The sequence below is a fragment of the Thioclava nitratireducens genome (genome assembly GCF_001940525.2).
In the GTDB taxonomy this organism is placed as follows: domain Bacteria; phylum Pseudomonadota; class Alphaproteobacteria; order Rhodobacterales; family Rhodobacteraceae; genus Thioclava; species Thioclava nitratireducens.
Genome location: NZ_CP019437.1, coordinates 844,541 through 863,242 on the forward strand (window position 1 = coordinate 844,541; position 18,702 = coordinate 863,242).

At 65.0% G+C, this 18,702-nt stretch carries 14 protein-coding genes and 1 riboswitch; of the genes, 5 read left to right on the forward strand and 9 right to left on the reverse strand.

Annotated features, from left to right (window positions below):
- Positions 1-2: 2 nt before the first annotated feature.
- The 4 genes from BMG03_RS04250 to BMG03_RS04265 form a co-directional block, all read right to left on the reverse strand.
- Positions 3-974 (reverse strand): ABC transporter ATP-binding protein, encoded by a 972-nt coding sequence (locus tag BMG03_RS04250; RefSeq protein WP_075777256.1) that lies wholly within the window; start codon positions 972-974, stop codon positions 3-5.
- Complete coding sequence (locus BMG03_RS04255) at positions 971-2,857, reverse strand: dipeptide/oligopeptide/nickel ABC transporter permease/ATP-binding protein (protein WP_075777257.1); 1,887 nt, start codon at positions 2,855-2,857, stop codon at positions 971-973. Before BMG03_RS04255 ends, BMG03_RS04250 begins: the two co-directional genes overlap by 4 nt.
- On the reverse strand, positions 2,854-3,801 hold the full coding sequence (locus BMG03_RS04260; RefSeq protein ID WP_075777258.1) for an ABC transporter permease: 948 nt from the start codon (positions 3,799-3,801) through the stop codon (positions 2,854-2,856). The genes BMG03_RS04255 and BMG03_RS04260 overlap by 4 nt, the downstream gene beginning before the upstream one ends.
- A gap of 78 nt (positions 3,802-3,879) precedes the next feature.
- Positions 3,880-5,469 carry an ABC transporter substrate-binding protein gene (locus tag BMG03_RS04265; RefSeq protein ID WP_075777259.1) on the reverse strand — a complete coding sequence of 530 codons (1,590 nt, stop codon included), beginning with the start codon at positions 5,467-5,469 and terminating at the stop codon, positions 3,880-3,882.
- 47 nt (positions 5,470-5,516) lie between these two features.
- On the opposite strand from BMG03_RS04265, the gene BMG03_RS04270 reads away from it, so the two are divergent.
- A complete protein-coding gene (locus BMG03_RS04270; RefSeq protein ID WP_279627830.1) occupies positions 5,517-6,278 on the forward strand; it encodes a DUF1028 domain-containing protein in 762 nt (253 codons plus the stop codon).
- Between the two features lie 183 nt (positions 6,279-6,461).
- Here BMG03_RS04270 and BMG03_RS04275 read toward each other — a convergent pair whose 3' ends face one another.
- Positions 6,462-7,217, reverse strand: a complete 756-nt coding sequence (locus BMG03_RS04275) for a FadR/GntR family transcriptional regulator (RefSeq protein WP_075777261.1) — start codon at positions 7,215-7,217, stop codon at positions 6,462-6,464.
- 96 nt (positions 7,218-7,313) lie between these two features.
- On the opposite strand from BMG03_RS04275, the gene BMG03_RS04280 reads away from it, so the two are divergent.
- From BMG03_RS04280 to BMG03_RS04290, 3 genes are all read left to right on the forward strand, one after another.
- Positions 7,314-8,534 carry a M20 family metallo-hydrolase gene (locus tag BMG03_RS04280; RefSeq protein WP_075777262.1) on the forward strand — a complete coding sequence of 407 codons (1,221 nt, stop codon included), beginning with the start codon at positions 7,314-7,316 and terminating at the stop codon, positions 8,532-8,534.
- 200 nt (positions 8,535-8,734) lie between these two features.
- Positions 8,735-11,101 (forward strand): Tex family protein, encoded by a 2,367-nt coding sequence (locus BMG03_RS04285; RefSeq protein ID WP_075777263.1) that lies wholly within the window; start codon positions 8,735-8,737, stop codon positions 11,099-11,101.
- A gap of 287 nt (positions 11,102-11,388) precedes the next feature.
- Entirely contained in the window at positions 11,389-12,327 is a 939-nt protein-coding gene (locus BMG03_RS04290; RefSeq protein WP_075777264.1) for a cation diffusion facilitator family transporter, read from the forward strand.
- Between the two features lie 61 nt (positions 12,328-12,388).
- On the opposite strand, the gene BMG03_RS04295 is transcribed toward BMG03_RS04290, so the two are convergent.
- From BMG03_RS04295 to BMG03_RS04310, 4 genes are all read right to left on the reverse strand, one after another.
- Positions 12,389-13,036, reverse strand: coding sequence for an exopolysaccharide biosynthesis protein (locus BMG03_RS04295; RefSeq protein WP_077701101.1), 648 nt, complete (start codon positions 13,034-13,036; stop codon positions 12,389-12,391).
- A 148-nt stretch (positions 13,037-13,184) separates the two neighbouring features.
- Positions 13,185-14,048: a glutathione-dependent disulfide-bond oxidoreductase gene (gene yghU, locus BMG03_RS04300; RefSeq protein ID WP_075777265.1), complete on the reverse strand. Its 864-nt coding sequence runs from the start codon at positions 14,046-14,048 to the stop codon at positions 13,185-13,187.
- 335 nt (positions 14,049-14,383) lie between these two features.
- The gene (locus BMG03_RS04305) at positions 14,384-14,809 is read right to left on the reverse strand and encodes a BLUF domain-containing protein (RefSeq protein ID WP_157771545.1); all 426 of its coding nucleotides are present in this window, start codon (positions 14,807-14,809) and stop codon (positions 14,384-14,386) included.
- A 175-nt stretch (positions 14,810-14,984) separates the two neighbouring features.
- Positions 14,985-15,632, reverse strand: a complete 648-nt coding sequence (locus BMG03_RS04310; protein ID WP_075777266.1) for a 5-formyltetrahydrofolate cyclo-ligase — start codon at positions 15,630-15,632, stop codon at positions 14,985-14,987.
- Positions 15,633-16,065: 433 nt separating this feature from the next.
- Between BMG03_RS04310 and BMG03_RS04315 the strand changes: the two genes are divergently transcribed.
- Entirely contained in the window at positions 16,066-18,432 is a 2,367-nt protein-coding gene (locus BMG03_RS04315) for a S8 family peptidase (RefSeq protein ID WP_075777267.1), read from the forward strand.
- A gap of 83 nt (positions 18,433-18,515) precedes the next feature.
- Positions 18,516-18,636, forward strand: a riboswitch (TPP riboswitch).
- Positions 18,637-18,702 lie beyond the last annotated feature (66 nt).

Genomic DNA, 18,702 nt, shown 5'->3' on the forward strand with positions numbered 1-18,702 from the left:
TGTCAGAGGTGCCCGGGTGGCGGCAGGGGGTGATAGCAGGCGACCCTCTGATCGGCGCCTATTTCGGTCAGGGGCGGGGGAGCGCCGAGACATTGCTCGCTCGCATAAGGGCAGCGTTTTGCGAAGGCGCAGCCCTTCGGCGGATTGAGCGGGTTCGGCAGTTCCGCTTGGCCCTGCTCCGGGTCCGATAGCGCGCGACCGACTACGGGCGCACTTTCCGCCAGCAGCTTCGTGTAGGGGTGGCGCGGATGGGCGAAAATCTCCTCGGCCCTGCCTTCCTCGACCACCGAGCCAAAATAGAGAACCGCGATCCGGTCGCTGACCGCCTCGACCACTGCCAGATCGTGGCTGATGAACAGGTAGGTTAGTCCGAATTCGCGTTTCAGATCGGCCAGCAAGTTCAGCACCTGCGCCTGCACCGAGACATCGAGCGCGGAGACGGGTTCATCGAGGATCAGGATGCGGGCCTGCGCCGCAAGCGCGCGTGCGATGCCGATGCGCTGCGCCTGACCGCCGGAGAATTCATGCGGATACCGATCGAGGAAATCGGCGCGCAGGTTCACGCTGTCGAAAATCTCGAGAATACGTTTCTCGCGCGCGGCGCGGTCCATTCCGTGCAACAGCTTCAGCGGCGCATCCATGATCTGCCGGATCGTCTTGCGCGGGTTGAGACTGCTGATCGGGTCCTGAAATACATATTGGATGCGCTTGCCGAATTCGGCCGGGTCCGCGTTGTCGAGGGCCGAGCCCTCGATTTCGATCGTGCCGGTGGTCGGCGGCAGGAGGCCCACCAACATCCGCGCCAGCGTGGACTTGCCGCAGCCGGACTCGCCCACGATGCCGAGCGTCTCGCCTGTCTGCACGCTCAGCGTCATCGGGTGGACCGCTTTCACGGCTCCTTTCGTGCCGCCGAACAGCTTCTTGCCGACGGGGAAGGTCTTCGACAGGTCGGTGATCTGCAGGGCGATGCTCATGCGGTCTCCTCCGCGAAACTGGGCTCGGGATAGAGGCAGCGCACGGTGCGCGATCCGGTCCCCTCGAGCAGTATCTCGCCTTCTTTGCAGGCTGGTTGCGCCTTCAGACAGCGATCCGCAAAGGCACAGCCTGCCGGCAGATTGTCGACCGAAGGCGGCAGGCCCGGGATCGCCTCGAGCTTGCGTTTGCCCTCGCCCAGTTCAGGCACGCAGGCGATCAGGCGCGACGTGTAGGGGTGGGCGGGCGCGCGCAGGATCTCCATCGTCGGTCCTTCCTCGACGATCCGGCCCGCATACATCACCGCCACGCGGTCGCACAGCTGGGCCACCACGCCGAAATCATGGGTAATGAAGATGATCGCGAGCCCGCGTTCCCGCCGCAGATCGTCGAGCAGCGAAAGGATCTGCGCCTGCACCGTCACGTCGAGCGCGGTGGTGGGCTCGTCCGCGATGATCACGTCCGGGTCGTTGGCCAGCGCCATCGCGATGCCGACGCGCTGACGCATGCCGCCCGACATCTCATGCGGATAGCTGTCCACGCGGCTCTCCGCATTGGGGATGCGCACGGATTTCAGGAGTTCGATCGCCTTTTCGCGCCCTTCGGATTTCGAGATCGGGTGATGGCACGAGATCGCTTCCACCAGTTGATCGCCAACTTTGTAGAGCGGGTGGAGCGTCGCCAGCGGGTCTTGGAAGATATAGGCGACGCGGCGACCGCGTAGACTTCGCAGATCGCCATAGCGCGCGCCGATCATGTCGCGGCCTTCAAGGCGTGCAGCGCCCCCGGTGATGACGCCGGGCGGTGACGCCACGAGCCCCATGATCGACAGTGCCGTCACCGATTTCCCCGAGCCGCTCTCGCCGATCACCCCGAGACATTCGCCAGGTTTGACCGAAAGCGAGACGCCCGAAACAGCCTTGTAGATGCGGTCCTTCACTTGGAACTGGGTGTGCAGGTCCTCGAGGCTCAGGATGCCGTCGGTCGGCTGTTCAGGCGCAGGACGGTCCTTGCGCTCAACGCGGGTCGCGGCCATCGGACGGCTCAGCGCGCCCGATTTCAGCCGCGGGTCGAGCGCGTCGCGCACGCCGTCGCCCAGCAGGTTGATGCTCATCACGATGATCAGGATCATGAGGCCGGGAATGACCGAGGTATGCGGGTTGGTGATCAGCGCCGAGCGCGCCTCGCCCAGCATGCTCCCGAGATCGGCTTGCGGCGGCTGCGAGCCGAGGCCGAGGAAGCTCAGGCCGGCGGTCTCGAGGATCATCCAGCCGATCGTTGTGGACATCGCGATCACGATGACGGGCACCACGTTGGGCAGAATCTCCGAGGTGATGATGCGCGCATTGGACATGCCCGCGAGCTTCGCCGCATCGACGAATTCCTTATGTGCGAGGCCCACGGTGATGCCGCGGATGTTGCGCGCAAAGAAGGGGATATTGACCACCGCCACCGCGATCAACGCATTCACGAGGCCGGGGCCGAGAGCGGCCACGATCGCCAGCGCCAGCAGGATATACGGGAACGCCATCAGCATATCGACGGCGCGCATGATGATGTTGTCGGTCCGCCCGCCATAGAAGCCCGCGATGATGCCGACCGCAGCGCCCGCGACGGCCGCGAAAAGCGCGGCGGCAAAGCCCACGGCCAGCGACAACCGCGTGCCCCAGAGAAGCCGAGAGAGCAGATCGCGCCCCAATGCATCCGTGCCCAGAAACGCGCCCTCGGAAAACGGCGGCAGGAAGCGGTTCGCGGTGTTCGTCGCATCCGGATCGGCGAGCGGCAGCAGCGGCGTGATCAGCGCCATCAGAACCACCAGTCCCATCACGATCAGCCCCCCCAGCGCCAGACGGTTGCGCGCGAGAAGTTTGAAGAACGCGCTCATGTCTTGATCCTCGGGTCTAGAAGGCTCTGGGCGACATCGACGATGATGTTGAAGATGACATAGCAGCTGGCGACGAAGACGACGCCGCCTTGGACGAGCAGGATGTCACGCTGCAAGATCGCATCGACCAGCATCCGCCCAATGCCGGGCCACTGGAAGACGATCTCGATATAGACCGCGCCCGACAGCACGAAGCCCGCCTGAATGCCCAGCACCGGAATGATCGAGACCATCGCCGCACGGAGCGCATGGCCCCAGATCACGCGGCCCTCTTTCACACCCTTGGCGCGCGCGGTGCGGATGAAATCCTGCCGCAGCACCTCCAGCATGGCCGAGCGCGACAGCCGCGCCACCACGCCGGTCGCCACTACCGCAAGTGCCAGCGCGGGCATCGTGAGATGATGGATCAGGTCGGGCAGGTCGCCGCCGCCATAGATCGCATACATCCCCGAGACCGGCAGCCATTGCAGGTCCACCGCAAAGATCAGGATCATCATCATTCCGAGGAAGAAGGACGGGATCGAGATGCCCAGAAGCACCACGAAGGTGATTGCCTTGTCGGCGAATCCATACTGACGCGCGGCCGAAATTACGCCTGCGAGAATGCCGAAAACCGTGCATAGAACGAAGGAGGTGCCCGCAAGGATCAGCGTGTTGTTGAACCGCTCCAGCACCTCGTCGATAACGGGACGGTTGAGCGAGAAGCTCTGCCCGAAATCGCCGTGAAGCATGTTCCCCAGCCAGATGAAATAGCGCGCCACCAAGGGCTGATCGAGGCCCAGATCGCGGTTCAGCCGCGCCACGTTCTCGGGGGTGGCATAGCTTCCAAGGATCGCGGTGGCCGGGTCGCCTGGGATCATCGCCATGATCAGGAAAACGATCACCGTGATCCCGAGGATCACGGGCACCGCCAGCAAGAGCCGTTTGAGGATATAGCTGCCCATTGGTCTCCCTTTGGGTGACGCGCAAAGGATGGAAAAAGGGGTGCGCGGGCCTGTCGTGGCCCGCGCACCCCGGAAAGATCAGGCCTTCGTCACGTCCTTGAGGAGCAGGAAGAACGAGGGCTGCAGCGTGAAGTCCGACACTTTGTCGTTGGTCACCGCGTTCTGCTTCCAGTTCGCCACGAAGACCCAAGGCGCGTCGTCATGCACGATCTGCTGCATCTTCTTGTAGAGCTCGGCGCGCTTGGACTGATCGGTTGCGGTGCGCGCCTCTTCGAGCAGCTTGTCGACCTCGGGGTTCGAGTAATAGCCCGAGTTGAACCCGCCCTTGTCGGGCCAGGCATCGGTGCGCAGCGCAAGATAGGGCAGGGTGTCGGGGTCGTTCGTCATCCATGCCATCTCGGCCATGTCGACATGTTGCCCGTTCGAGTCGAGCCCCGGGTTCACCTTTCCGAGGAAGGTGTTCCACTCGAAGGTTTCGATCTTTGCGTTCAGCCCCACCGCCTTCAGGTCGGCCTGGATCGCGGTGCCCATCGCCACCGGGTCGAGCATCCCCGAGCCGCCATCGGTGACGTAGAAGGTCACTTCCGTGCCCTCGGCCACGCCAGCCTCTTTCAGAAGCGCCTTGGCTTTCTCCGGATCGTAGGGATAGGGGTCGAGGCTGTCGTCATGCGCCCACGCGAAGGCCGCGGGCGTCGGGCCGTTGGCGACCGTCGCCGTGCCTTCGAGCACGTCGTTGACGATCGCTTCCTTGTTGATCGCGTAGTTCGCGGCCTGACGGGCTTTCTTGTCCTTGAACGGCCCCTTGGCGCAATCGAGGATCAGGAACCACAGATGCGGCCCCGCCTGCTCGACAAGGTGATACTTGTCGTTCTGGAACTCCTTGAGCGCCACGGGCGGCACCTCGACCATCAGGTCGATCCCGCCGGCCAGCATCTCGGCCACGCGGGTATTGGCATCCGTGATCGGGCGGAAGATGACCGCCTTGAGCGCGGTGGGCGTGTCCCAGTAGTCGGGGTTGCCCTCGACCACGACGGCCTCGTTGGGGCGCCATTCCTTGAAGGTGAAGGGTCCGGTGCCGACCGGGTTGCGGCCGAAATCCTTGTCGAATTTCTTCACCGCCGTCGGCGAGACGATCAGCCCCGTCGGATAGGCGAGGTTCGACAGGAAGGGCGCATAGGGCTCTTTCAGCGTGAACACCACGGTTTGGGGGTCTTTCGCGTCGATCGTGTCCACGCTCGAGAAGAAGAAGGCGAGCGGGAAGGGGCCGGTGTGGTAATAGGGGTGGTTCTCGTCGAGCATCCGCTCGAAGTTGAACTTCACCGCCTCGGCGTCGAAATCGGACCCGTCATGGAATTTCACGCCCTGACGCAGATGGAACGTGTAGGTTTTGCCATCGTCGGAGATGTCCCAGCTCTCGGCGAGGGCCGGTTCGACTTCGAGCGTGCCGGATTTGTAGCGCACCAGCCCATCATAGAGATTCATCAGGATGCGGAAGTCGTTCACAGCGGTGACCGCCGCCGGATCGAGCGCCTTGGGTTCCGCGATCTGGCCGACGACCAGAACGCCTGGCGGGGTCGCCGCCATCGAGGGCAGACCGGTTCCCATCAGGACGCCCGTCGCCACGCCCGAGATCAGAAGACCGCGCCGCGTAAGGGTGAGTTTCGTCATGTTACCTCTCCTGTTCAGCATGGCTGATTTTTATTGGTGATGATTGCATGAGGGCAAATTATCATGATAAATGCAAGGGCGCAGATCAACGGAGTTCCGCCGTGACGGTATCAATTCTGGCATATGACGAAAAAACAGGCACCTTTGGCGGGGCGGCCATGACGGGCAGCCTGTGCGTCGGCGGCTGGGTGCTGCGCGGCGGGGCCGAATCGGGATTGTCGGCAAGCCAAGGTACCGCGCCATCGACACTCTGGGGCGAGGATGTGCTGGAGAAGATGAAGACAGGGATGTCCGCCGGCGACGCCGTGGCCCAGGTGACGGACCCGGATACCGGACGCGCCCACCGCCAACTGGCCGCGATCGATCTGCACGGGAACACGGGCCATTTTACCGGGGAAATGTCCGTTCCGATCTGTGGCGCGCTGGAAGGGCGGGGCGTGGTGGTCTCGGGCAATATGCTCGCCGATTGGTCGGTAATCGCCGCGGTGCGCGATACCTACCTGTCAACGAAGGGCGCGATGCCCGACCGGCTGATGGCGGCCCTCGTCGCGGGCGCGCGGGCAGGGGGCGACAGTCGCGGCTTGCTCTCGGCAGCGTTGCTGGTTGCCTCGCGTGCAGCCACGCCGCTGACGCTGCGCATCGACCGCTCCGCCAAACCGCTCGAAGATCTGGCCGACCTGCTCGCCGCCGCCCGGGCCGAGCCCTATCACGGCTGGACGCGTGTCGTGCCGACCCTCGACGACCCTTATCGCGCGCCCGATCTGGTCGAGCCCGAACCCCTCCCGCTGCCCGAGACCGGGACGGAATAGGTCGGAACTTGGCGCGGGGTGACCGGCCCGGGGCCGCGCCCAACCCTCCCCCCGGAAGGGCGCATTGGCGGCCTCGGCGCAGGCATCAACGCATTTAGGGTTTGCGAAATAAGTCACTAAGCGACACGCGTTACAAAGCGGCCACCCGAGGCTCGGGCGCGGCGCTCGGCGCGAAAACCCGCGTTACTCGGCGATGAACCGTTTCATCACCTCCGCCTCCTGCGCCTCCATGAAGCGCTGGGCGGTGGCCATGTGATCGGCCATGATCTTGCGGGCGTCCTCGGCGCGGCCCTCGCGCAGGGCGTCGATCAGGGCGATCTGGTGGTTGCGCCCGCTCTCCCAAAGCTCGCGATTGGGCGGGGCGTATAGCTTTTTGTAGACCGTCAGGTCCGACAGGATCTGCGCCATGAAGCGGATCAGGAAAGACAGGAGCGGATTGTCTGAATGCCGCGCCAGCGCTGCGTGGAACTGCAGAGATTGCACATGCTGCTCGCGTTCTTCCTCGGGCGTGGATGCAGGGACGGAGTAGCGCGCGACCAGCGCTTCCAGCTCGGCCAGATCGTCGGGGGACAGCCTGCCGGCAAGACTCGCCGCCACCTCGGGCTCCAGCGCACGGCGAATCTGGTAGATATCCGCGACGGTGAGATCCTTGAAATAGAAGTAGTTGCCGAGAAGCGCTCTGGCGCGTTCTTCGCTGACTTCCCCCACGAAGGAACCGCCGCCCGGCCCGGTGCGCGTGGTCACCAGTCCCTGGGCCTCCAGCAGTCGCATCGCCTCGCGGATCGTGCCCTTGGCCATGCCGAACCGTTCGATCATCTCCGTCTCGCCAGGCAGGCGATCGCCCTTCTTCAGGCGCTGCGCGACAACCCAGTCCTTGATCTGATCGGCGACGCGGGCGGGGCGAGAGCGTCTCGGTTCGGTGGCGGGCTTGCGGGGCATCGGATCTCTGTTGGGGAAACACACTGGCGTTTCTCCTAGACCAATTCACGTCAAAAGAGTAGACAACTATTTATCATGATAAATAGAGGTGGTGCCATGCAGGATTGGGGTGCAGTAGCGCAAGAGCGGCTGGAGACGATCGCGAAAGTCTCCGAGCCCGGTCCCGGCGTGACCCGGCTGCCTTTCGGTCCCGAGCACGAGGCGGCGCTGGAGATCATCACGGATTGGATGCAGAAAGCGCGCTGCAAGGTCACGCTCGATGCGGCGGGCACGCTGATCGGGCGGAGGGAAGGGCCTGAGGGGGCACCCACGCTGCTGATCGGCTCTCATCAGGACAGCGTGCGTGCCGGTGGTGCGTTCGACGGGATCATGGGGGTGGCGCTGGGATGCCTGGCGCTCGAGGCGATTGGCGATCGCGCTCTGCCGTTTTCCGTGGAAGTGCTGGCCTTCGCTGATGAGGAAGGCGTGCGTTTCCCGACCGCGCTGATCGGACCGCGCGCCTTGGCCGGCACGCTCGATCCGTCCGTTTTCGCGATGGTGGACAAGACGGGCGTAAGCCTCGGCGCGGCGCTCGAGGCCTTTGGCGGAGACCCGGAGGGCACCGCGGCGCTGGCGCGCGATCCGGTCAGTGTCGCGGGCTATGTGGAGCTGCATATCGAACAGGGCCCGGTGCTTGAGGGCGAAGACAAGCCGCTCGGCGTCGTCACCGCGATTTCCGGGATCGAGCGGCATCGCGTCACGATCACCGGCGAAGCGGGACATGCGGGCACCGTGCCGATGGAGATGCGCCACGACGCGCTGCTGGCAGCCTCGGATCTGGTGCGCGGCGTGCACGATATGGCGCGCGATCACGGTATCCGGGCGACGGTCGGGCAGCTCGATGTCTCGCCCAACGTGGTCAACGCGATTCCCGCGCGGGTCGATCTGACCATTGAGATCCGCGCCGCCGAAGACCCGGCCCGTGCCGCAATGGGCGCGGCGCTTGGCCCGCTCTGCGCGCTGATCGCGGAGGCGACGGCGACGCAGATCGAGATCGAGAAGACCTATGCGCAGCCCGCCCAAGCCTGCGATGCAGCGCTGCGAGAGGGGCTCGCCGCAGCTGTGCGCAACGTGACCGGAGAGGCCGCGCCGGAGCTGCCCTCGGGGGCCACGCATGACGCTTCCGCCATGGCCGATCTCTGCCCGATCACGATGCTGTTTTTGCGCTGCAAGGGCGGGATCAGCCATAACCCGGCCGAATATGCGAGCGCCGGCGATATGGGGCAGGCGGTCTCCGCGCTCGCCGCTTTCCTGTCCGATTTTCGTCTCAAGGCCTGAAACGGAGTCCCGAACCACGCTAACTGCGTCGGATGAAAAGCTTTCGCGACAAGAGGCGCAGCCAATCTCCCTGCAAACACCAATATCGAACCGATCCGTCCGTCAACAGACCAGCGCAATCCGGCCCGCCCCCGGCCTTGCCCCTTTTCCCCGCTCGAGGAGGCGGGTATTGCTGGCGGCCCGACTTTCAGGAGACAGCCTTGGCCCACACCGATTCCGCCCCCGTCCAAGCCCGCATCGCGCAGACCATTGCCACGGATATCGCGGCGCAGCCCGCGCAGGTGACCGCGGCGATCGGGCTTCTCGATGGCGGGGCGACCGTGCCCTTCGTGGCGCGCTACCGCAAGGAGGTCACGGGCGGGCTCGACGATACGCAGCTGCGGACGCTCTCGGAACGGCTGGGTTACCTGCGCGAGATGGAGGCGCGGCGCGAGACGATCCTCAACTCGATCCGCGAGCAGGGCAAGCTGACCGACGATCTGGCGCGCTCGATCGCGCGGGCCGAAAGCAAGGCGGCGCTCGAGGATATCTACCTGCCCTTCAAGCCCAAGCGCCGCACCAAGGCGATGATCGCGCGCGAGAACGGGCTGGAGCCGCTGTTGCGCGCCATTCAGGAAGACCGGAACGCCGCGCCTGAAGTGCTGGCCGAGGATTACGTTACCGAGGCCGTGCCCACGCCGAAGGACGCCCTGACCGGCGCGCGCGACATCCTGACCGAGGAACTGTCGGAAAACGCCGAGCTGCTTGGCAATTTGCGCGATTTCATGCGCGCCGAGGCCTTCATCGCCGCGCGCGTCGTGCCGGGCAAGGAAGAGGCGGGCGCGAAGTTCTCGGATTATTTCGACCATCGCGAGAAATGGGCCGACATTCCCGGCCACCGGGCACTTGCCATCCTGCGCGCCGCGAAGGAAGAGATCGTGACGATGGAGATCGCGCCCGATCCGGAGACCGGTGAAGACCGCGCGATCGGCAAGATCGCAGCGACCCTCGACACGCAGGCCGGACGCCCGGGCGATCTGTGGCTGCGCGACGTGGCGCGGTGGGCCTGGCGGGTGAAATTCTCGGTTTCGCTCTATGTGGATCTGCTGGGTGAGCTGCGTCAGCGCGCCCATGACGAGGCGATCAAAGTCTTCGCGCGCAACCTGCACGATCTGCTTCTGGCTGCCCCGGCCGGTCCGCGCGCGACGCTCGGCCTCGATCCGGGCATCCGCACCGGGGTGAAGGCGGCGGTGGTCGATGCGACCGGCAAGCTTCTGGAGACCGCGACGCTCTACCCGTTCCAGCCGAAGATGGACCTGCGCGGCGCCGAGGCGAAGATCATCGACATGGTCAAGCGCCACGGGATCGAGCTGATCGCGATCGGCAACGGCACCGCCAGCCGCGAGACCGAACGGATGGTCGCGGATACCCTGAAGCTGCTGCCGCCGGGGGTGCGCGCGCCGACGAAAGTGGTGGTCTCGGAAGCCGGGGCGTCGGTCTATTCGGCTTCGGAACTGGCCGCGCGCGAATTCCCCGATCTGGATGTCAGCTTGCGCGGCGCGGTCTCGATCGCGCGGCGCCTGCAGGACCCGCTGGCGGAACTGGTGAAGATCGAACCGCAGAGCATCGGCGTCGGGCAATATCAGCACGACGTGGATCAGCGCCGCCTGTCGCAGGCGCTGGAGGCGGTCGTCGAGGATGCGGTGAACGCGGTGGGCGTGGACCTGAACATGGCCTCCGCGCCGCTTCTGGCGCAGGTGGCGGGGCTTGGTCCCGCGCTGGCTCAGGCCATCGTCGCGCATCGCGACGCGCATGGCGCCTTCCCCTCGCGCCGTGCGCTGATGGAAGTGGCGGGGCTCGGCCCCAAGGCCTTCGAGCAATGCGCGGGCTTCCTGCGTATCCGCGATGGCGAAGAGCCGCTCGATGCCTCGTCCGTCCACCCCGAAGCCTACGCGGTCGCGCGCAAGATCGTGCAAAGCTGCGGCCGCGACATCCGCGAGATCATGGGCCAGCCGACGGCGTTGAAAGGCCTGCGTGCAGAGCAGTTCGTGACCGACGAGTTCGGCCTGCCCACCATTCGCGATATCTTCGCGGAACTGGAAAAACCCGGTCGCGATCCGCGCCCCACCTTCAAGACCGCGCAATTCACCGACGGGGTCGAGGACATCAAGGATCTCAAGCCGGGGATGAGCCTCGAGGGCACCGTGACCAACGTCGCAGCCTTTGGCGCTTTCGTGGATATCGGCGTGCATCAGGACGGTCTGGTGCATGTCAGCCAGCTCGCCGATCGCTTCGTGAAGGATCCGCATGAGGTGGTGAAGGCGGGCGACGTGGTGCGCGTGCGCGTGACCGAGGTCGACATCCCGCGCAAACGGATCGGCCTGTCGATGCGCAAGCAATCCGAGGGCGGCGCTCCTGCGCGGGGCAACGGCCCGGCGCGGCAAGACAAGGGGCAGGATCGGGGTAAACCCGGCCCGCAAGGCCCCCGTGGCAAAGGGGCCGGCAAGGGGCAAGGCAAGGCGCCAGCAAAAGACAGCGGCAATGGTGCCTTCGGCGCGGCGCTGCGCGATGCGATGAACCGGCGCTGAATCCGGGCAGGCGGGGCAGGGCGTGAGGCGCGGCTGTCTCGCGGGTCTATGCTATGCTCGCGGAAGGCTCCGCGGGACGAAATGACCACGGAGCCTCCGCCTGCAGCACGCCTTTCGCAAAGTGGCGTCATCGCGAGGCTTCGCTCGCCGTCTCCACCAGGCTATGCGAACCTTTGCCATGGCTCCGCGCCCGATGCGCCACGGGGCCGGACCCAGGCCAAGGAACCTTCGGCCCCTTCCGTCGTTGCCTCCACGAGCTCAGCAGCAACGCCGGAACACGCGCCGACATGGCACACGACCACAGTCACAGCCACGACCATGGACATGGCGGACCGGGGCATTCTCATGCGCCGGCGACATTCGGCAAGGCGTTTGCCATCGGCATTGCACTGAATACGCTCTACGTCTGTCTTGAGGCCGCCTTCGGTCTGATCTCGGGCTCGCTCGCGCTGCTGGCCGATGCCGGGCATAACCTGTCGGACGTGTTCGGCCTCGCCATCGCCTGGTTCGCGACCTGGCTGGAGCGCAAGCCGCCCTCGGGACGCAAGACCTATGGCTACAAACGCGCGCCGATCCTCGCCTCCCTGGCGAATGCGGTCATCCTTCTGGTCGCGGTCGGCGCCATCGTCTGGGAGGCCGTTCGCCGCCTGCTCGACCCGCAGCCCGTGGGCAGCGACACCATCCTCTGGGTCGCCGTGGTGGGGCTGATCGTCAACACCGGCACCGCCCTTCTGTTCATGCGCGGCCGCAACAGCGACCTCAACATCAAGGGCGCCTTCCTGCACATGGCCGCCGACGCCGCCGTCACCGCAGGTGTGATCGTTGCGGCGCTGCTGATCATGTGGTTCGGCTGGCAATGGCTGGACCCGGTTTTCAGCTTGGTGATCGCTGCGGTGATCCTGGTGGGCACATGGGGCCTGCTGCGCGACAGCGTGAAGCTGGCGATGGATACCGTGCCTCCGGGGATCGATCTGGAGGACGTGCGGGCCCGGCTGGAGAACCTGCCCGGCGTCGCCAGCCTGCACGATCTGCACGTCTGGGCGCTGAGCACGACGGACACGGCCCTCACCTGCCACCTGGTGATGCCGGAGGGTCGGCCCGATGACGCTTTCCTGCTGAACGCGGCCGATGAGCTGCACGAACATCACGGGATCGGACACGCTACCTTGCAAGTCGAGACCGACCCCGCCAAGGCCTGTCGCCTTGCGCCCGAGGATGTGGTGTAGGCGGAGGCGGGGGAGGCCGAATCAAGCGATCCTTGGCCCGAACTGGTGCTGCGATTGCGGCTCAGAGCATCAGCCAGACGGCGCCGCCAGCGATCAGTAGCAATGCGTAACCGACGGCCACGATCACCCCGTCACGCGCCAGAATCCCAAGAGAAAACGCCGTGATCGGAAGCCCGACCAAGGGAACCGTTACCGGGATGGCCCCGAGGATAAGCAAGGATCCCCCGGTCACGATAAGGATCACCGCGATCGCGGAGATCGAGACGTTGCCGCGGGCGAGGGGCTCCCATCTGCGATGCATATGCCTGCGCAGCCAGTCAGCGGCCGGACGCAGTCTTTCGGCCGCCTTGCGAACGCGGTCCGCCGGGATCTCGCGTTTGGCCAAGAAGCCCGGCAACCAGATGCCGTTTCGACCGAGGAGCGTGTAGAACCCGATAAGCGCGACCAGAGTCCCGAGCGCACCGCCAATGCCGGGGATCATGCCGACCGGGAGGATCATGAAGATCGCGGCGATCATCAGCAGCGGCGCATGGCCCTGCGAGCCGATTTCCTTGGTCAGTTCGCCGAGCGTAATGGTCTCTTGCCCCTCGGTGAGCCGCTGCAGCCGCTCGATCATTGTCGGGACAGCTTCGGGCCCCGCTTGAGCGTCATTCGAGGTCGCAGCGGACCCGCCCGCGTGGCTTGCCGATGGTTCGATCTTCTTGCTCATTCAGAAACAACAGGTCCGGAGGCCGCGTGTTCCCGGAGACAGGCCTCGTGCCGGTCGGTTTCGTCGCGATCGCGTTCATATCGCTTCATGCAAAGGCCCCGGCGCGACAGTTGCGCCGGGGCCAAATCATCCAAAACGGGTCGGTCGCTCAGACCTTGTCTTGGGTCTTCGTCTCGAAGTCGCGCGCGGAATGGCGTTCGTGGAGTTGTTCCGCCGGATCGCCGTTCGTGCGGTTGACCATTCGGCCCCGCTTCACCGCAGGACGTTCGAAAATCGTGTCGGCCCAACGTAGCACGTTCTTGTATTCATGCACCGACAGGAACTCCGCCGCGTCATAGAGCCATCCCTTCACCAGCCCGCCATACCACGGGAAGACCGCGATATCGGCGATGGTGTACTCGTCGCCCGCCAGATAGGGCGTTTCGGCGAGGCGGCGGTCGAGAACGTCGAGCTGGCGTTTGACCTCCATCGCGAAGCGGTTGATCGGGTATTCCATCTTGGTCGGCGCATAGGCGTAGAAATGCCCGAAACCTCCGCCCAGATAGGGCCCGCTGCCCATCTGCCAGAACAGCCAGGACAGGCATTCGGCGCGCTTGGCCGGCTCGGTCGGCAGGAACGCCCCGAATTTCTCGGCCAGATAGGTCAGGATCGCACCGGATTCGAAGACCCGGATCGGCTCGGGGCCGGAGCGGTCCATCAGGGCCGGGATCTTGGAGTTCGGGTTGATCTCGACGAAGCCGGAGCCGAACTGGTCACCCTTGCTGATATCGATCAGCCAGGCGTCGTATTCCGCGTCCTCGTGACCAAGTTCGAGAAGCTCCTCGAACATGATCGTCACCTTCTGACCGTTGGGGGTCGCGAGGGAATAGAGCTGGAAGGGATGCTCGCCCACGGGCAGCGACTTGTCATGGGTCGGCCCCGCAATGGGGCGGTTGATGCTGGCGAAACGTCCGCCGCTTTCCTGAGACCAAGTCCATACCCGGGGAGGCACGTAATCGTCGCTATCACTCACCTTGAAATCTCCGTCTTGTTGGTGCGTCAGGCTCGGCAATGCACAGCCGGACGCCGCAATTCCATCGGCACGACGATCTTCCGACCGGCGCCCCGTTTTTGTCTCTCCGCCTTCGCATCGCCTCGAAGAGTCCTCGTAGACATAGCGGGACTTTGGCGCTGTCCAAGGAAAGAGCCGGGAAGATCCGTGTGATCCGGGCGCTATGACCTTCCTCGGGGCGGTGGCCCCGGTCTGCGGATGTCGCCCACTGGGGGGTGACGAACCTTTTGAGATGGAGGCGCGGACGCCTCAACGAAGGCTGGTATCTTCGGAACGATCGGCGAGGTCGTTTCCTGCTAGGCGGCGATTTCTTCCCAGTCGTCTTTCGAGAGAACCTTGCAGAGATCCTCAATGGCCGCTTGTGTCATCTTTTCCGGTGCGAAGCTGCCGTCGATTTCGTAGCGGCTCAGGATCTCCCGTTTTATCCCGGACGTCTGGATCAGGTGCATGCTCCATTCCGCGAAGAGGCGATGTTCCGCGTCCCCTGCACATAAGATACGGATATCGTCGTGCCGAGGATCGCCCAGCAGGCGGAGCAGACATTTTGCGACCGCGTCCCGCTCACCCTCGAGAAGTTGCATGAAACTGCGATCACTGACGATCAGGGCGCCCGTGATGCCATCACGCAAATTATTGATGCGGGATTTCTCGAGGATATCGTCGACGGTTTCAGGCTGCAGATCGCGGTGCCTGGATGAATAGACAAGTCTGGTCAACTGCAAGATGCAAACCCTCCGGCATTTTCATTTTTTTAGACCGAATGCTCGCGCGCGCCGACGCTGTCAAGCGCCATGGCTGCGCACGTCCCCGCTGAACGCACTGAATGTCGCGGGCTGCCGATCGAGGCGATCGGTGAACGTTGGGGGGGGGCACCTGACAGGCAGATACTTCAGCGCGCTACCTCTTCAGGTGCGTCCCGTCCGACAAGAGCGCCTCGTCCATCGGCACGTCCCAGGGCATCGGATAGATCGTGGGCAGTTGGCAGCCCGCAAACCCGACGCCGATGGTCCGCAGCGGCGTCTCGATCCGTGCCAGCGTCCGGTCGTAATAGCCGCCGCCGTTGCCGAGGCGGTGAAGGGTCTCGTCGACACCCACGAGCGGCGCGATCACCACGTCCGGGCGTCTGGGTTCGCCAGAAGCCGGCACGAGGATGTTCCAGATGCCGCGCGCCATCCGGCAGTCCGGGCTCCAAGTGTGGAATTCCAGCGGCGCATCTTTCGCGGTGACGACGGGCAACAGGATCTGCGTCCCTGCCTCGTGGACCCTGCACATCCACGGTCGCAGGTCCGGCTCGCCCCTGATCGGCCAGTAGACGGCGACGGTCCGGCCCGCTCGGGGGGCGACGAGCCGGTCGAGACCTTCGATCAGGCAGGCGGTCGCGCGCTCTCGATCGTCCGCGCACAGGGTGCGTAACTTGAGCAGCCGCGCGCGCTCGGCCCGTCTGAACCGCGCCACGTCGCGGGCGGTCTCGGGATCGACGGGGTGTCCGTCGACCAGCAGATGGGCGAAGCAGGCGGGGCTGCCTCCGGCGCTGTCCTCTTCCATCGTCAAGCCATCCCTGCGTGCTGCGCCCTCGATAGTCGGACCCGCGCGCCGGATTTTCAAGCACGCCTCGCGGCGACCGCGCCGGAAGGGCACCGTTCAGACCTGCTGACCACTGGCGACGGGCTTCAATTATTCGTGTTCGGCGTTTTTCCGACAGGCACCCTTTCGCGATTTCGGTCATAAGGCGTTCGCGAAGGCGATATCGGGACGTTCGGCGAAGGATCGTCGGCACCTCGTTCGCCTCAAAGTGACCCCCCTTACGAGTTCTCGGTGGCGCGATAGATCGCCGTCAACAAATCCCGACGTGTTGGATTGGCACCGGAAACAGGCGCTGTCGACGCGCGTGGGGACGTACAGGAACGCAGCTCCCATGCAGGCAAAGATGACCGGAATATCCTCTCAACGGGCTGAATTTTCAGCGAAAGGGCTTTTGATGAAAGGCGGATATTTGCTGGCGGCGACGGCTTTGACGTCGCTTGTCGTGACCGCGGCCCATGCGCGGGACCTCAGCGAGCGCATCCGGCTGGCGGGCCGTGCGACGGTCTCCTACGGGCTGGTGCAGGACCGTCCCGCGGCGCCCGGCGCGGCCGACATCTCTTCGCAGGGAATCGCCGCGAATTCCACTACGGTGACCGGCTCCAACAGCATGCTGCTTCTCTTGGGTCTCGGTGCGGTGGGGCTGGCCGCGGCTGCGGGGGCGGGCGGCGGAGGTTCCTCGGGTTCTTCGGGCGCGAGCGACACACAGCCGCCATCGCCGGGCATTGCGCCGCGTCTTGGCACCGGCGGCAGCGTCAGCAGCTTCGAGACCAAGGAATATTACGCGAGCGGCGGTCTCGCTCAGACCGAGGCGGCGTATCGTTATGCTGAAGGGGCCTACGGGTTTGGCACACTCGTGTCGGTCTACGACACCGGGACGGATGTGACCCATCCCGATCTCGCCGACAATATCGATGGTGCCCTCTCCTACAGCTATTTCGAAAACAGTTCCGATGTCACCGACACGGACGGGCACGGCACGCACGTGGCCGGGATCATCGCCGGTGTGCAGAACGGGCAGGGGATCGAGGGGATCGCTTGGGGGTCCACGCTTATGATCCTGAAAGGCGTCGGAGGCTCGGTGCCTGCGGGCAGCTATGCGGATGCGATCACGCGGTCGGTCAAGGCCGGGGCCGCCTCGATGAACAACAGCTGGTCCTATGTGGACAGCACGGACAAGACGCTTACGATCGACCAGTTTTCGAGCGCCGACCAGATCCGTCTGCAGCTCGGGTCGGCCACGATCGACGCGCTCGATGCAGCCGCGAAAGCGGGCATGGTCAGCGTGTTCGCTGCGGGTAACGACGGCGGCGCCAATCCCAGCGTGATGGCCGGCCTGCCGGAATACTTCCCGGAAATGGACGGCTCGATCCTCGGCGTCGTGGCCGTCGACAGCAACCATCAGATCGCGAGCTTTTCCAACCGCTGCGGCGAGGCGATGAATTACTGCCTCGCGGCGCCGGGCGTGAACATCCTCTCGACCTATCCGAGCGATCTCGGCGGCGATTACGCCTACATGAGCGGGACTTCCATGGCGACGCCCTATGTCACCGGCGCGGTCGCGGTGCTCAAGAGCGAATTCCCCGAGCTGACAGGTCAGCAAATCGTGCAGATCCTCGAGACCAGCGCGACCGATCTCGGCGCGGTCGGCATCGACCCGGTTTATGGCTGGGGAGAGCTCAATCTGCGGCAGGCACAGGCACCTGCCGGGACGCTGAAGGTCGAGACGACCAGCTCTCTCGACGGCCCCTCCGTGCCCGCCGCCCTAAGCGCGATCAGCGCAAGCCGCGGCGTGGCCGGGGCCCTGCGCGCGACGCTCTCCAACCAGCGAATGATCGTCACCGATGCCTTTGATCGGGGCTATCATGTGCCGACCAGCAGCTTCGTGGCGGATTACGCGGATGCCAGCGCCGCCCGAGCCGCGACGGAAGCCTTTGCGATGGGACGGACGGATGCGATCAATCTGAGCGCGGGCACCGGCACCTTGTCACTGTCGCGCGGCGACGGTTCCGCGATTGCCGGAACAGGCTGGGTCGACAGCGCCGCGATGGCCGCGCCATACCTGAAATCTTTCGATGCCACATCCGCGCTGCATTACGAAATCGGCCTCGGCGACGGGCTGTCGGCGTCGATTTCGCAGGCAGGCGGCGGGGCTGGAGATATCACCTCGCATTACATCGCCGGCTCGCTCAGTGCCCGGTTTGGCACCGGCGAGCTCTCGATGACCGTCGGCAGCCTGCATGAAGACGGCGGCTTCCTGGGAACCTCGGTGGGCGGCGCGTTCGGTGGCGGCCTGTCCAGCGATACCCGCTTCGTTCAGCTCGGCATGAACGTCGCCCTCGGTGACGGCACCTCTCTCGCGTTCACCGCGGCCAATGGCAGTTCGAACTTCTCCGGAGACGGTTTGCTTCGCTCTGGCAGCGGGCTGCACTCGAACGCCTATGCCGTGGGCCTGAGCAAGACAGGGTTTCTGTCCGGCGATGATCGTGTCTCCATCGGGATTTCGACGCCCATCTCGCTTGCCTCGGGCAAGATGACGATGAGCGTGCCGACCGCCGTCGGGGCCGCCGTCGGAAACACGCGCTCCGACAAGGTGGTGATGACGACCTCCTCGGTGAATATCGAAAGCGCAGCACCTCAGCCCGACCTTCAGTTCGGCTATTCGCGCACGGCGGGGATCGGTCGTCTCGGCGCGGGGCTTGTCTACGAACCCGGGAAGCGTTCCGCGATGGGGGTTTCGCTGGGATGGACGGCGCGCTTTTGAACCGCTGACGCCGGGCGCGCCGATCACGACCGCCGGATGCCACGCGGACGCGCCTTGCCAGGTTCGCACTTCGCTCCTACAACAGGATCACGCAGGGGAGTCCCGCTTAGGGGACTGAGAGGCTGACAGGGTGAAAACCCGGTGACGCGACCCTTTGAACCTGACCCAGTTGATACTGGCGTAGGAAGCTAGGCGCGCAGACCGGGAAGAGTCTTTCTATCGTTGCGGGCCATGACAAAAGGCCGTTCGGCCTTTGGTTTCCCAAGCGTC